We start from the raw sequence: 14,483 nt of genomic DNA, 5'->3' as shown, positions 1-14,483 counted from the left end.
AGAGAGCCCCACGATGAACGACCACGACTTGACTGAAGAGCAGCGGATGATCCGCGACATGGCCCGCGAGTTCGCCCGCAACGAAATCGCGCCCCACGCACAGGCCTGGGAAAAGGCCGGCTGGATTGATGACGCCCTGGTCCGCAAGATGGGTGAGTTGGGCCTGCTCGGCATGATCGTCCCCGAAGAGCTGGGTGGCACGTACATCGACTACGTCGCCTACGCCCTCGCGGTGGAGGAAATCTCGGCGGGCGATGGTGCGGTGGGCGCGCTGATGAGCATTCACAACTCCGTGGGTTGCGGCCCGGTCTTGCGCTACGGCAGTGATGAGCAAAAACAACATTGGTTGCCGGTGTTGGCCAGCGGTAAGGCCATCGGCTGCTTCTGCCTGACCGAGCCCCAAGCCGGTTCCGAAGCCCACAACCTGCGGACCCGTGCCGAACTGCGCGACGGCCAGTGGGTGCTCAACGGCGCGAAGCAATTCGTCAGCAACGGCAAACGTGCACAGCTGGCGATTGTGTTCGCCGTCACCGATCCGGAGCTGGGCAAGAAGGGGCTGTCGGCCTTTCTGGTGCCCACCGACAACCCCGGTTTCGTCGTGGATCGCAGTGAACACAAGATGGGCATCAAGGCCTCGGACACCTGCGCCGTGACGCTCAACAACTGCGTGATTCCTGAAGCCAATTTGCTCGGCCCACGGGGCAAAGGGCTGGCCATCGCCCTCTCCAACCTCGAAGGCGGCCGCATCGGCATCGCCGCGCAGTCGTTGGGCATCGCCCGCGCCGCCTTCGAAGCGGCCCTCGCCTACGCCCGTGATCGTGTGCAGTTCGGCCAGCCGATCATCCAGCACCAAAGCATCGCCAACCTGCTCGCCGACATGCACACCCAACTCAACGCCGCCCGCCTGCTCATCCTGCACGCCGCACGGTTGAGAAGTGCTGGCGAGCCATGTTTGACCGAAGCCTCCCAAGCCAAGCTGTTCGCGTCGGAGATGGCCGAGCGCGTGTGCTCCAAAGCCATTCAGATTCATGGAGGCTATGGCTACCTGGAAGACTATCCGGTGGAGAAGTACTACCGCGATGCGAGGATCACTCAGCTGTACGAAGGGACGAGTGAAGTGCAGCGGATGGTGATTGCCAATGCCCTTGAGCACTACACGCTTTGACCGCAGGGCCAGCCGCCAACAGGGTTGGGGCAATGGAGCTGTGGAGGATGTACCGGCCCTTCGCGAATGAATTCGCTCCCACAGGGTAAGTGTGGGCACGGCCAAGATCTGTGCTCAGCATCGCGACGCCGCTACAGAGAGAGCCCGGCGCTCACGATCTCGCGTCGTGCCCGTTACCTGTGGGAGCCCGGCACTACACCTCCGCCCTGTATTGCTTCAACTTCTTGTACAGCGTCGGTCGGGTGATGCCCAGGGCGGATGCCGTGCGGGTGACGTTGTTGTCGAACGCGCGCAGGGCGCCGACGATGGTGAGGCGTTCGGTTTCGGCCAGGCTGATGACGTTCGCGGCGCTGTCGGGCACGGCGGTCAGGGACACCACCGCGCTTTCATCGCCAAGCCAGCCCGCCGGCATCTCCGCCACGTGGTCGCCATCGGTCATGTTGACCAGGCGCTCGATGACGTTCTGCAGTTGCCGCACGTTGCCCGGCCAGCTGTAGTTGCGCAGGGTGTGAATCACGGCCGGACCGAGTTCGATCAGCGAGCGATGCAGCAAGGTGCAGGTCCGCTGCACGCATTGGTCGATCAGCATTTCGATGTCGTCGACGCGTTCGCGCAGGGACGGCAGGTCGATGCGCAGCACGTTGAGGCGATAGAACAGGTCATCGCGAAACGCCTTTTTGGCGACCATGTCGGTGAGGTCGCGGTTGGCCGCTGCAATCACCCGTACGTCGAGGGCGATGCTGGTGGCGCCGCCGATCCGGGTCACTTGCCGCTCTTGCAGCACCCGCAGCAATTTCGCCTGAACGTCGAGGGGCATTTCCGAGATTTCATCGAGGAAGATCGTGCCCCCCGCCGCGAGTTCGAATCGGCCCAGTCGCCCGGCTTTATCCGCCCCAGTGAAGCTTCCGGGGCTGTAGCCGAACAGCTCGCTTTCGATCAGGTCCCGGGGCAGTGCCGCGCAGTTCACGGCCACGAAGGACGCCCCCGCCCGCTTGCTCTCGTTGTGAATCGACTGCGCGAACACTTCCTTGCCCGTGCCACTCTCGCCAAACAGCAAGACATTGGCATCGGAGTTCGCTGCCCGTTTGGCGATGGCCACGGCCTCGGTGAGCTTGGGTGAGCGGCCCGTGATGTCGGTGAAATGATAACGCGCCAAATCCCCCGCCATGCGATTGGAAAGCCGCTTGGCCCGGGCGATTTCGTGGAAGGTGTTGACGATGGAGACCACCGTGCCGTCTTCATCAATGATCGGCACAGCGGTGTCCAGAATGTGCAGGTTGAGTCGGCTGGAACGAATCTCCAGCTCACGATCAACGTAACCCTTTTTGGTGTCAAAAATCGGCGTGATGAAGGGCTCGAAATCGATGACCTTGCGCAGCTCGTGACCGATGCTTTTCTTCGGATCGATCCCCAGCATGCGCCCGCCCGGCGCGTTGAGGTAACGCAGCACCCCAAAACGGTCCAGCACCAGCAGGCCGTCGGACATGTTGTCCATGATCGCTTTCTGCTCGCGGAACAGCTGCTGCGATGCACTGGCCTGCTCCAGCAAATCGACCGTGCGGGCGACGAATCCGGAGCCCATGCGACACAGGCGTACCAGCACTTCTTCAGGCAACGGGTCCGCCGAGCACACCGCGAAAAACAGCGCAGCCTGCCCGGTTGCAGTGGGCATTTTCACCATCGCCAGTGTGCGACCGCTGCACTCGCCGATCACCGGCGTTTCCTCCACCGGACGCCGTGCGGCAGGCACTGCGGGCGCAAAGGTGATCAGCCCGGCAGAATTCCGGAGGCGATAGCGGTCGTCGTAAATCGCCACGCTGACCATGGCCTCGGGGAACATCGAGCCGAACAAGTCGCACAGCTCACTGAGGTGGGCTACCAGCGGGTCTGCTTTGGCCATGTCCATTGCTATCGCACTCTCAAGAAATCGTTCGGATCGCTTGCCGTCATTGGCCGCGCCATCATTGCCCGCCCCATGGAATCATGGTGCCGTCATCCCTTCAAGATAAGCATTCCTGATCTCCGGTTGCGAGGCCAACACCTCGGCATCACCGGCATGCACCACCCTGCCCGTCTGCAGCACGTAACCCCGGTCGGCAATCGACAACGCCATCGCTGCGTTCTGCTCGACCAGCAACACGGTAATACCATCTTCCTGATTGATCTTCTGGATCGCATCGAAAATCAGGCGAATCACCAGAGGCGCCAGCCCCAGCGACGGCTCGTCCAGCAACAGCAGTTTGGGTCGCTGCATCAATGCCCGCCCGATGGCCAACATCTGCTGCTCACCACCGGACATCGTGCCCGCCCGCTGCCAACTGCGTTCTTCCAGCCGAGGAAACAGCCGGAACACTTTCTTCAGGTCGTCCTGAAAATGCTTCGGATCGCTCAGGAAAGCGCCAATCTGCAGGTTCTCCAACACCGTCATTTTGGGCATGATCCGCCGCCCTTCCGGCGAGTGGGCAATGCCCAGGTCCGCGACGTGATGGGACAGCAACCCCTTCAGCGGCTTACCGCAAAACGCGATCGAACCGGTCTTCACCGCGGGCGCGCCAAAAATGGTCTTGAGCAACGTCGACTTGCCCGCCCCGTTCGCGCCCAGCAACGTGACGATTTCGCCCTGCCGCACTTCCAGGTCGATGCCATGCAGCACCTGCACCGCGCCGTAGCTGGCGTGGAGGTTTTCCACCGCCAACACCGGCGGCGAGAACGTGGTCGGCACCCGGCCTTCACGGGGAAAGCGCTTCAACGTGGATGAACTGTCGCTTTGCCCGAGATAGGCCGCGATCACGCCCGGATGTTCCTTGATGTAGTCCGGCGTGCCCTCGGCCAGTTTCTTGCCGTATTCCAGCACGACGATACGGTCCGAGACGTTCATCACCACGCTCATGTCGTGTTCGATCAGCAACACGCCGACGCCGTTTTCAGTCTTGAGCCGCTGCAAGTCTTCGCCCAGCTCACCCGACTCTCGGGGATTGAGGCCCGCCGCCGGCTCATCGAGGCACAGGAAGCCGGGGTCCAGGCACATCGCCCGGGCGATTTCCAGACGACGCTGCTGGCCGTAAGACAGGTTGCCCGCCAGTTCGTCAGCCCGTGACGCGAGGTTCATGCGGCGCAGCCAGGTCATGGCCTTCTCGACGGCCGCTTCTTCCCTGTCGCGATAGGCCTTCAGGCCGAACAACCCGGCGATCTGCAACAGGCCCTTGCCGCTGAGCACGTTGTGCTGGGCCACCATCAGGTTTTCCAACGCGGTCATGCCCCGGAACAGGCGGATGTTCTGAAAGGTCCGGGCGATCCCGGCTTGCGTCACGATCTGATGGCCGGACAAATGATCGACGCGAATCTGGCTATCGTTGCCCGCGATGGTGATCTTCCCCGAAGTGGGCCGGTAAAAACCGGTGACGCAGTTGAACGCCGTGGTCTTGCCCGCGCCGTTGGGGCCGATGACCGCCGTGATCTCGCCGCTGGCCGCTTTGAAGTCCAGGCTTTCAATGGCCTTGATCCCGCCGAAATGCATGCTCAGCCCTTCGACGGACAACATCCTGGCACTGGTGGGCTGATTCATTGCAGTGACTCCGAAACATGAAGAGGGGGTGATTCAGCGGGCGCCAGAATGGAAGGCTTGCGTCCGGCGATCAGCCCTTGGGGTCGCCAGATCATGATGAACACCATCGCCAGGCCGAACAGCAGCATGCGGTATTCAGCGAACTCCCGCCCCAGCTCCGGCAGGCCCACCAGCACCACCGCAGCGAGGACCACGCCCAATTGGCTGCCCATGCCGCCCAGCACCACAATGGCGAGGATGATCGCGCTCTCGGTGAAGGTGAAACTCTCGGGGCTGATGAAGCCTTGCCGAGCAGCGAAAAAACACCCGGCGAACCCGCCAAGCATCGCGCCCAGTGAGAAGGCCGTCAGCTTGACCGACGTCGGGTTGATGCCCACGGCCTGGCAGGCAGTCTCGTCTTCACGCAAAGCTTCCCACGACCGGCCAATCGGCAGACGGCGCAGCCGCTCGGTGAACAGCAACGTCAGCGCCGCCAGCCCGAGGATGATGTAGTACAGCCACATGAAGCGGTGGTCGGGAGAAAAATCCAGGTGGAAGAAATCCGCGAACGTGGTAGTGCCGTCCGGCGCCGCCGGGGCGAAGGGGTGACCGAAAAAGCTGGGACGTGAGATCCCCGCGATGCCGTTGGGGCCGCCCGTGATGTCGGTCAGGTTGATGATGAAGATGCGGATGATCTCACCGAACCCGAGGGTGACGATCGCCAGGTAATCCCCCCGCAGACGCAGCACCGGAAAGCCCAGCAGAAGGCCCAACGACGCCGAGACCAGGCCGCACAACGGCAACGCCAGCCAGAAACTGACCCCGAAATTCACCGAGAGATAACCGAACGTGTAGGCCCCGGCGGCATAGAACGCGACGTAGCCCAGGTCGAGCAAACCGGCCATGCCGACCACGATGTTCAGGCCCCAGCCGAGCATGACGTAAATCAGGAACGTGGTCGCCAGGTCCAGCTCGTAGCGGCTGGTGAACGGCAACAGGGGGAACACCAGCGCAACGATTCCGATCATCAGAAACAGGCGTGGCGAAACACCGGCAATGAACGCCGAGGCCCGTGATGGCCGACGTGGCACAACGGGTCGAGACGGGTTTCGGTCGCGCAACAGCTGCACCAGACAGTGACCGATGAACACGATCAACGCAGGAGCGATGACCCAAAGGGGCCGGATGTTCAGACCGTTTTTGCCGCCAAGGTCCTGAAGCTGCAGGCCCGCCAGCGGCAATGCCAGCAAGGCCGTTATCAGCGCGGGGAGCAGCGCGCCTTTAAGGGTGTGGGCGATTGTTCTTTTCATGGGCAGCCTCAGACTTTTTCGAGATGCGGACGACCGAAGAGTCCGGTTGGGCGGACCGTCAGCACCAGAATCAGCACGGCGAACACCGAGACATCCTTGTACGCGCCGGACACATAGCCGCCCCAATACGCCTCGACCAGACCGATAAGCAGGCCGCCGATCATGGCGCCCGGAATCGACCCGATGCCGCCCAGCACGGCGGCGGTAAAGGCTTTGACGCCCGCGAGAAACCCGATGAAGAAATCCACCGAACCGTAATACAGCGTGGTCATCAGCCCGGCGGCAGCCGCCAGCGCGGCACCCACCATGAAGGTGATCGAAATGGTCCGACCCACGTCGATCCCGGCCATCCCCGCCATCTCCATGTCCTGCTCGCACGCCCGCTGGGAGCGGCCGAAACGCGTGCGCTCGACGGCATGAAAGAGCAGCGCCATGAGGCAGAAGGTCAGGACCACGATGGCAATCTGAATAATGGTGACCTGCACCGAAAAGCCGTTGGTTTCCCAGAGCGTGAAGCCGCCGGAGACCTGTTGCGGCAGCGTCCGGGTGCGCGCGCCCTGAAGGATCTGCACGTAGTTCTGCAGAAAGATCGACATCCCGATCGCCGAAATCAGCGGCGCCAGGCGAAACGAGCGACGCAGCGGACGATAAGCGATGCGCTCGACAGCCCAGCCATACAGCGCGGTGAACACCACGGCAATGACCAGCACCAGCAGAATCGCCAGCGGTACCCACGTGATGCCGAGCAGACCCAGCACCGTGAACGCGATCAGCGAGATGAACGCGCCGATCATGTACACCTCGCCGTGGGCGAAGTTGATCATCCCGACGATGCCGTAGACCATCGTGTAGCCCAGCGCGACCAGCCCATAGATTGCACCCAGGGTCAGGCCGTTGATGGTTTGTTGCAGAAAATAGCCCATGACAGACTCCCCGATTCAGTTTTCGGAATCGGCCCGTGGCAGCGAGGCCACGAACCGGTGCTCACGGTTTTCTTATTTTTTGAGGGGTTTGTATTTGCCGTCTTCCCAGACGTAAATGATGAACGGCTCAGTGCTCGGGTCGCCTTTCTTGTCGAACTTCACATCGCCCAACACGGTGTCAAACGTGCCGTTGTGCAGCGCGGTGGCGACTTTCGGGCCGTCTTCCGACTTGGCGTTGTTCGCTGCCGCGGCAAAGGCCTGAATCGCGGCGTAGGTGTACAGCGTGTACCCCTCGGGCTCGTATCCGCCGTCGCGGAACTGTTTGACGATGCCAGCCGCTTTCGGGTTATCCCGTGGGTCCGGGTAGAACGTCATCAAAAAGCCGTTGGCCGCAGGCCCGGCGATGGTGGCGAATTCCGTTGAGGCAATCCCGTCACCGCCCATGAACGTGGCCTTGAGGCCCTGCTCTCTGGCCTGCCTGACGAGCAGGCCGCCCTCGGCGAAATAACCGCCGAAGAACACCAGGTCGACATTCGCCTGCTTGAGTTTGGAAATCAGCGTCGAGAAATCTTTCTCGCCTTGGGTCAAGGTGTCGAACACGACTTCCTGCACGCCACCGGCATTCAGGCCTTTCTTGACGTTGTCCGCCAGGCCCTGGCCGTAGGTGGATTTGTCATGAATGATCGCGACGCGCTTGAAATCCTTGTTGGCGAGGATGGCCTGATAGGCGATCACCGCCGACTTGTCATCCCGACCCGCCGTGCGAAATACGTTCTGCAAACCGCGTTCGGTGAGGGTCGGGTTGCTGGCCGCCGACGCGATCATCGGAATGCCCGAATCCGCGTACACATCCGACGCCGGTATCGCCGAGGACGAACAGAAGTGGCCGATCACGCCCGCCACTTTCTTGGCCGCCAGTTTGTTCGCTACCGCCACAGCCTGCTTCGGATCACAGGCATCGTCTTGTATGTCCAGCACCAGCTTGTCGCCGTTTATCCCTCCCGCCGCGTTGATGGCTTCTACTGCGGATTTCGCCCCGTGGGTGATCTGATCGAAAAAGGATGCGTATTGGCCTGTGGCCGGCCCCGCGACACCCAGCACGACATCCTTGGCCTGGACCAGGGACGTGCTCATTGCCATGAGGACCGTTGACACTGTGAGAATTCGTTGGATTTTCATCTTACTGTTCCCCTTCTATTCGTGATTGCCGTCTATGCATCGTTAGGTTGGGTTCACTTTTTCCGGGTGATGAAACCTGCCACCCGCTCCGCCGCCCCCGGCTGACTGAACGCTTCGATCGTGACCTCCTGCTCCAACTCGACTGCCCGCCACAACGAAGCGCCCAACCCTTGGTTGATGAGCGTTTTCAGACGGGAAACCGAGAACCGTGACTTCGCCGCAATCTTCTCCGCCAGCCCGAATGCGACGTCGTACGTTTCCTCCAGCGCGACGACCCGGTTGACCAGGCCATTGCGCAACAACTGCTCGGCGGATTGCCGCTCGCCCAGCAACAACAACTCCATGGCCCGCTGATGGCCGATGGACTGGGGCAACAAATGGGTCACGCCGCCCGTGACGAACTGGCCCCAGTCCATCTCGGGAAAGAACGCCACCAGGTTCTCGGCGGCGACGACGAGGTCGCAGTTCAACAGCCACTCGAACCCGCCACCGACGGCATAGCCGTGCAGCGCGCCGACCACGGGTTTGTCGCAGCCCATCAGCAGGTGGGTGATTTCCTGGATCGCGCTGATGTGTGCCTTGATCGAGGCGTCGTTCTTGCTCTGAATGTCGAACTCTTTGAGGTCATCACCGGAGCAAAACGCACGGCCTTCGCCGTGCAGCAAAATGACGGCGGCCTCGGCATCGCCGATGGCGGCGTTCAGCGCGGCGGAGAACGCCGACAGCAACTCGCCGCTGATCGCATTCAGGCGCTCGGGACGGTTCAGGGTCACGACGCCGATGGCGCCCTGGCGCTTGTAGAGTGCGTAACTCATGCGGGCTTCCTCTCGATCAAGGCGGTTTTGCCATCGGTGCGCGGCAGGCTGTCGATCGGCAAAATGGTCACTTCGGCCGTCGCACCGGCGAAGGTGCGAATCGCCTCTTCAAGCGACCTGCGGGCGTACTCCCAGGACTCCTCGCCTACCCCCGCTGCTGCTTCGGCCTTCACCCGAATCCGGTCCCAAGGGCCTGTGCCTTCCAGCACGATGCGGAACTGACCGGACGCAAGGTCGGGCCGACTGAAAATGGCCTTCTGCACCGCGCTCGGAAAAATGTTGATGCCGCGCACGTTGAACATGTCGTCGGTGCGACCCGTGACACGGAAACGGAAGCCGGTGCGCCCGCAGTCGCAGGGCCCGGTGCCCGTCACAGTGATCACATCGCGGGTCTTGAAGCGGATCAGCGGCTGGCACTCTTTCGCCAGATGGGTGCAGACCAGTTCGCCGGTGGTGCCTTCGCGAATCGGCTGGCTGCGGTTCTGTGCATCGAGGATCTCGATGAACAACGCATCGGCGCCGTGGAAGTGCAGGTCGTGGGTGTGATCGCACTGGCTGGCGAAGTTGCTGAGTACTTCAGACATGCCGTAATTCGCGTTGCGCACGCTGAAGCCCCAGACGTCTTCCATCGATTGACGGAATTCGATGTTGTCGAGCCCCGCTTCGCCACCGAAGAGGCCCACCCGCAACTTGAGGTCCCGAGGGTTCTTGCCTTCCGCGCGCAGGAGTTTTTCCAGCAGCGCCGGGTACGAAGGCGTGCAGGAGATGGCCGTGACGCCGAGGTCCTTGATGGTGTCCAGCAGCAATTTGGTGTTGCCGACGCCGAACGGAACCACCGCTGCACCCGCCTCTTCGAGGGTCATGTGGTCGGTGACGCCACCGGTCCACTGGCAGTAATTCAGGCAGTGCACGACGCGGTCGGAAGGTCGCAGGCCCGCGGAATATTGCGCACGGCCCCCGACGACGGAAATCAGGTCCACGTCGCGTCGGCTGTTGGCCAGTTGCAACGGCTTGCCGGTGGTGCCGGAAGTGCGATGGACGCGCACCACTTTATCGTTGCCACAGGCGATGTACGTGCCGAACGGATAGCTCAGTTCCTGGCTGCGGCGTACTTCTTCCTTTTCAGTAAACGGCAGACTTTCCAGGTCATCGAGTGTGAACGTACGATCAACTAACGCGCCCAACTTTTCCTTATAAAAAGCCGACGTGTTGCGCACATAGTTCCACTGATGTTCCCACAAGCCATCTTGCAAATGGCGAACGGCGTGATCAGGCAGCGTTTCAAATTCCGGGTGCAGTAAATCGAGAGGCATGAAAGGCATCCTTATTATTGGATCGTGGAAGCGCCGCGTGCAGCGGCACGTGTTTCGATGGCGGAAAGATCAACGATGGCGCGAGCGTGTCTGCCTCGTCCGACCGGGCCGGCAGGGTCTTCGGACCAGACCTCGAACCAGAACAGTTTTCCTTCCTGCCCGGTGAAACGGGCGTGTGAGCGAAGTTTGGAGCCCATGGGAGTCGGGGCCAGGTGTTCGAGGTGGACCGAGACGCCCACCGATACTTTGCCTTCGCCTAACAGCGGCGCCAGCATGTCGGCCGCCACGCGTTCCAGTTCGCTGATCAAAAACGGAGTGCTCAATACAGCGGGATAGTTCTCTCCCGGCCGTGTCGCGAAAGCACGGGCGGTCATGGTCGACGTCACGTGTGTGTCGACGTAGTGGGTCGAATCTTTTTCAATCGGCATGATTCACCTCTCTTGGTAATGTCATTGACAAAGAGCAAGGAGGATGCCAGTTGGTTTTTACGCTTATAACTGATTGAAAGTGCTGGATTATTTTGAGGCGAATGAAAATAGAACAGCAGTGTTTGTATGTATAATTAACGTTAATTTTATTGACAGTGTTTGGATTTTTTACAGAGAAAGTGGGCGGTTTTATTGCCGTAAACGAATTGATTATGGCGAGGGGTAGGTCGATCAGAAGCGCAGCAGGAGGGTACGGCAGAGGCAGGAACAGCGTTATACCGCGATCAACGCTTTTGATTCGGGCCGAAGGCCGTAGGAGTTGGCTTGCCTACGATCCATTGCGCAGCGATGGCAGAACCTGTGCGCGAAGTGTGTCAGGTGAATAGAATTCTGATGTTTTACTGCCGCTGCGGTCGGACGGGACACCGGGCCGATCATAGACAAGCCAGCTTCTTGCCTTCGGCAGAAGCGAAGGCCAAGGCAAAACTGCCTGAAGATGCCTTGCCCCGAGACGCGACCTTTGAGACACGCCTCCGAGGCAAAGGCTGCAACCTCAACCCTTACCAATCTCCCGCAAGCACACCTTTCAGCCCGGACAGATCGGAAAACTCATACAACGGCTTCGGCGTGAACTGACCCAATGGATGGCCGTACCGATTGATCCAGGCCACCTGCATTCCCATCGGCATCGCGCCTTCCAGGTCGGCGAACTGCGACAGCGACACGTGCAGAATCTGATCCGCCGGTACGCCGAGCTTCTCGATTGCCCGCTGGAAAATGAACGCCGACGGCTTGAATGCCTTGGCTTCTTCCGCCGTGGTGACCTGAGCGAATTCGGACCGAAACGGGTTCAGATCGAACAGCCGATTGTCCATATTGGTGATGGGCATCAGCGGGTATTTCTCTTTCAGCACCGCAATGATCGCAGGCACTTCAGGGTGTGGCCGTGCCTCCCCCGTCATCGTGCTCAGCAACGTCTCAGTGAGTGCCGCCCAGCGCTCAGGCCCTGCGTCGAAACCCAAGGGTTTCAACACGTCTTGCAGCCCCAGCAGTGCAAAGTCGAAATAAGGTCGCCACGTGCCCGACCGATAACGGCGTACGGTTGCATCGTCCCATTTGAAATACAGCTCTTTCGCCGTCATGCCAGGAGTGACGCCACTTTGGGCAAGCACAGCCGCCACGCCCGCCTCGCCACTGGTGTCCACATCGACCAGCGTTCCCCAGAAGTCGAACGTGATTGCCTTGAATGTTCGCATGTCATTGACCCTTGTTATGAGTGTTCAACACAGATTTGTCATCGACGCCCGGACCCCAGGCGTTGCGTCCCGAGTGCAAGACAGGTGCCATTGCCCAAAGCGTCGAACAATTGCCCCGTAGCGAGCGGGGACGTCTCGCCACGGAGCGTAAAAATCTGAACCCAAAGCCCGACTCAACCGTATTCATTTCTTACAGTGACAATTTTATTAACGTTCATTTTCTGTACAGCGACATGCTCAAGCCCGCGGCGGATCAGCGCGCCGCCGCGATGGCTTTGCCGAGCAGGTCCAGCCCCAGATCGATCTCGCTGTCGCTCACGGTCAAGGGCGGCGCAATTCGGAACACCCCGCCCATGCCAGGCAGCTGCACGATGTTCATGCTCAACCCCAGCTTCATGCATTCCCGGGTGATCGCAGCGCCGAGGTCGGAGGCCGGCAATTTGCTCGTACGGTCGCTGACGATTTCCATGCCGAGCAACAGGCCCCGGCCGCGCACATCGCCTATGCACTCGAAACGCTCTTGTAACTGGCGCAAGCCATTTTCCAGGTAGGCGCCAGCCACCTTCGCCCTTTCGACCAGGCCGTCACGCTGTACCACTTCCAGTACTTTCAGGCCCACGGCAGCGGGGAGCGGATCGGAAACGTGGGTGGTGTAGAACAGGAAGCCGCGCTCATGGCAGAGGTCTTCGATGGCCGGACTGGTGATGACCGCCGACAGCGGCAAACCCGCCCCCAGGGTTTTCGACAGCGTGAGAATGTCCGGCACCACGCCGTCGCGCTCGAACGCGTACATGAGGCCGGTCCGACCGACGCCGGTCTGTGCTTCGTCGAGGATCAGCAGCATGCCGCGCTCTTCGCACTTGCGCTTGAGCGCGGCCAGGTAGCCCAGCGGCAGGTCGATCAGGCCACCAGAGCTGAGGATCGGCTCGGCGATGAACGCGGCGAGGCTGCCGCTGGACTGGCGGTCGATCAGGTCGAAGCCGTAGTCGAGCTCGCCTTGCCAGTCGATCTCGCCATTCTTTTCGAAACGCGGTCGGTACGGGTACGGCGCCGGAATCGCCAGCGACCCCACGGCAGCCGGGCCGTAGCCCTTGCGACCGGCGCTGTAAGTCGCAGAAGCCGCGCCACCGGTCATGCCGTGCCAGGATTGTGCGAAACCGACGATTTCATATTTACCGGTGGCCAGCTTGGCCATTTTGATCGCGGCTTCGTTCGCCTCGCCGCCGGTGCTGAGGAACATGCTGCGGGACAGGCTCGGCGGCAAGGTTTCGGACAGTGCGTGGGCCAGATCGACCACCGGACGGGTCAGCATGCCGCTGAACAGGTGGTCAAGGTTGCGGATGTGGTTTTGCACCACGTCGCAGATGTCCGGATGGCCGTGGCCCAGCAGCGAGCTCATCTGCCCTGATGTGAAATCCAGAATCGGCTGTTGGTCGGCGTCGTAGACGAAGCTGCCTTGCGCCCGCTCGATGATCCGCGACTCGAATGTGCCGCCGTAGCGGATCAAATGCCGCTGCGCTTTTTGCCAGAACGCCGCTTCCTGATTCTTCGACATGCCGTTTCTCCACTGAAATCGGCAGGACGAAGCGCCTGCCGTTGCGATGGAGTGAGTCTAGGAAGTCAGGAGCATCAATAAAAACGAATAGTGCTTATGGCAGCCTTCAGCGACGCTTATATCAGGCGTAGATGGGCATCAGGCCCGTGCAGCGGCGACCAGTCGATTGACTTCGGCGCGCACCATGTTGGCGTACTCGGGAGGTGACATGGCGTCGAGTTCGGAACGCACCCACTCCGACCACTTGCCCTTGCGTTTGGCACGCTCACCCATCAACCGGGCGGCTTCGCCTTTGGCTTTGCCCAGATTGCTCTGCCACAAGTCGAAAAGACGGGATTTTTCGTCCTCGATTTCAGCGCGTTCGGCAAGGGTCTTGTTGGCCAGGTTGAAACTCATGACGGTTACCTCTGTGTTCAAAAACGGGAGCCGGACATTGGCTCAAAAAGCGTCAGCATCTTACACCCGCCACGGCCGATGCCCGATCACATTCGTCGCACTTTTTGCGCCGCGCCGGAAATACGCTGCAACTTTTCCGGACCCTCGCGACTCCATTGCTCACTGCCATCATCAACTGAAAGGAAATTTGCCATGGCTCGTAAAACTGCTGCCCAAAACGCCGCCGAACAGATCCAGGATCAAGCATTCAGCGAATTGGCGGCCCTTATTGAAGAGTCCGACAAACTGCTCAAGGACAGCGCGTCGCTGGTCGGCGAAGAGGCAGAAACCGTACGCGCTCAACTGAGCCTGAAACTCAAACAGGCCGTGGATTCCCTCGGCAGCGTTCGTGACAAGACCAAGCCTGCCGTGCAAGCGACCGAGACCTATATCGGTGGCCACCCATGGCAGACCGTTGCCGTGTCTGCCGGTTTCGGCCTGGTGGTCGGCCTGCTGCTCGGTCGTCGCTAAGCCGCTGCGCAGTTTCGTAGGACGTAAATCGGGAGGGCGTAGACATTCGCCCTCTTCGCAGGCGCCAGATGGCTGGCGTCTGCGGTCAG

General features: G+C 60.9%; 13 protein-coding genes and 1 pseudogene. 2 read left to right on the top strand and 12 right to left on the bottom strand.

Annotation, left to right across the window (positions count from 1 at the left end; all coding sequences use genetic code 11):
- The first annotated feature begins 13 nt into the window (after positions 1–13).
- A complete protein-coding gene (locus ACIQAL_RS27025; RefSeq protein ID WP_401150781.1) occupies positions 14–1,165 on the top strand; it encodes an acyl-CoA dehydrogenase family protein in 1,152 nt (383 codons plus the stop codon).
- 193 nt (positions 1,166–1,358) lie between these two features.
- On the opposite strand, the gene ACIQAL_RS27020 is transcribed toward ACIQAL_RS27025, so the two are convergent.
- The 12 genes and pseudogenes from ACIQAL_RS27020 to ACIQAL_RS26965 form a co-directional block, all read right to left on the bottom strand.
- Positions 1,359–3,065 (bottom strand): sigma-54 interaction domain-containing protein, encoded by a 1,707-nt coding sequence (locus tag ACIQAL_RS27020; RefSeq protein WP_401150778.1) that lies wholly within the window; start codon positions 3,063–3,065, stop codon positions 1,359–1,361.
- Between the two features lie 81 nt (positions 3,066–3,146).
- A complete protein-coding gene (locus tag ACIQAL_RS27015) occupies positions 3,147–3,863 on the bottom strand; it encodes an ABC transporter ATP-binding protein (protein ID WP_401151035.1) in 717 nt (238 codons plus the stop codon).
- 75 nt (positions 3,864–3,938) lie between these two features.
- Positions 3,939–4,682: pseudogene (locus ACIQAL_RS27010) on the bottom strand (ABC transporter ATP-binding protein); the annotation flags it as partial.
- Between the two features lie 44 nt (positions 4,683–4,726).
- The gene (gene livM, locus ACIQAL_RS27005) at positions 4,727–6,007 is read right to left on the bottom strand and encodes a high-affinity branched-chain amino acid ABC transporter permease LivM (RefSeq protein WP_401151033.1); all 1,281 of its coding nucleotides are present in this window, start codon (positions 6,005–6,007) and stop codon (positions 4,727–4,729) included.
- Positions 6,008–6,027: 20 nt separating this feature from the next.
- On the bottom strand, positions 6,028–6,942 hold the full coding sequence (locus ACIQAL_RS27000; RefSeq protein ID WP_401150775.1) for a branched-chain amino acid ABC transporter permease LivH: 915 nt from the start codon (positions 6,940–6,942) through the stop codon (positions 6,028–6,030).
- Between the two features lie 72 nt (positions 6,943–7,014).
- On the bottom strand, positions 7,015–8,121 hold the full coding sequence (locus tag ACIQAL_RS26995) for a branched-chain amino acid ABC transporter substrate-binding protein (RefSeq protein ID WP_401150772.1): 1,107 nt from the start codon (positions 8,119–8,121) through the stop codon (positions 7,015–7,017).
- A 53-nt stretch (positions 8,122–8,174) separates the two neighbouring features.
- Positions 8,175–8,936: an enoyl-CoA hydratase/isomerase family protein gene (locus ACIQAL_RS26990; protein WP_401150769.1), complete on the bottom strand. Its 762-nt coding sequence runs from the start codon at positions 8,934–8,936 to the stop codon at positions 8,175–8,177.
- The gene (locus ACIQAL_RS26985) at positions 8,933–10,249 is read right to left on the bottom strand and encodes a phenylacetate--CoA ligase family protein (RefSeq protein ID WP_401150766.1); all 1,317 of its coding nucleotides are present in this window, start codon (positions 10,247–10,249) and stop codon (positions 8,933–8,935) included. The genes ACIQAL_RS26990 and ACIQAL_RS26985 overlap by 4 nt, the downstream gene beginning before the upstream one ends.
- A gap of 14 nt (positions 10,250–10,263) precedes the next feature.
- Positions 10,264–10,677, bottom strand: a complete 414-nt coding sequence (locus ACIQAL_RS26980; RefSeq protein WP_401150763.1) for a thioesterase family protein — start codon at positions 10,675–10,677, stop codon at positions 10,264–10,266.
- A gap of 560 nt (positions 10,678–11,237) precedes the next feature.
- Positions 11,238–11,933 carry an HAD family hydrolase gene (locus tag ACIQAL_RS26975; RefSeq protein WP_401150760.1) on the bottom strand — a complete coding sequence of 232 codons (696 nt, stop codon included), beginning with the start codon at positions 11,931–11,933 and terminating at the stop codon, positions 11,238–11,240.
- A gap of 253 nt (positions 11,934–12,186) precedes the next feature.
- Complete coding sequence (locus ACIQAL_RS26970) at positions 12,187–13,488, bottom strand: aspartate aminotransferase family protein (RefSeq protein WP_401150757.1); 1,302 nt, start codon at positions 13,486–13,488, stop codon at positions 12,187–12,189.
- 138 nt (positions 13,489–13,626) lie between these two features.
- A complete protein-coding gene (locus ACIQAL_RS26965) occupies positions 13,627–13,884 on the bottom strand; it encodes a hypothetical protein (RefSeq protein WP_341958718.1) in 258 nt (85 codons plus the stop codon).
- A 192-nt stretch (positions 13,885–14,076) separates the two neighbouring features.
- Between ACIQAL_RS26965 and ACIQAL_RS26960 the strand changes: the two genes are divergently transcribed.
- Positions 14,077–14,394, top strand: a complete 318-nt coding sequence (locus ACIQAL_RS26960; protein WP_166598242.1) for a YqjD family protein — start codon at positions 14,077–14,079, stop codon at positions 14,392–14,394.
- Positions 14,395–14,483 lie beyond the last annotated feature (89 nt).

Origin of the sequence: Pseudomonas sp. NPDC088368 (assembly GCF_044753445.1) — a bacterium.
Lineage (GTDB): Bacteria > Pseudomonadota > Gammaproteobacteria > Pseudomonadales > Pseudomonadaceae > Aquipseudomonas > Aquipseudomonas bambusae.
The sequence above is the reverse complement of the archived record's forward strand: the minus strand, read 5'-3'. Positions and strand labels throughout refer to the sequence as shown.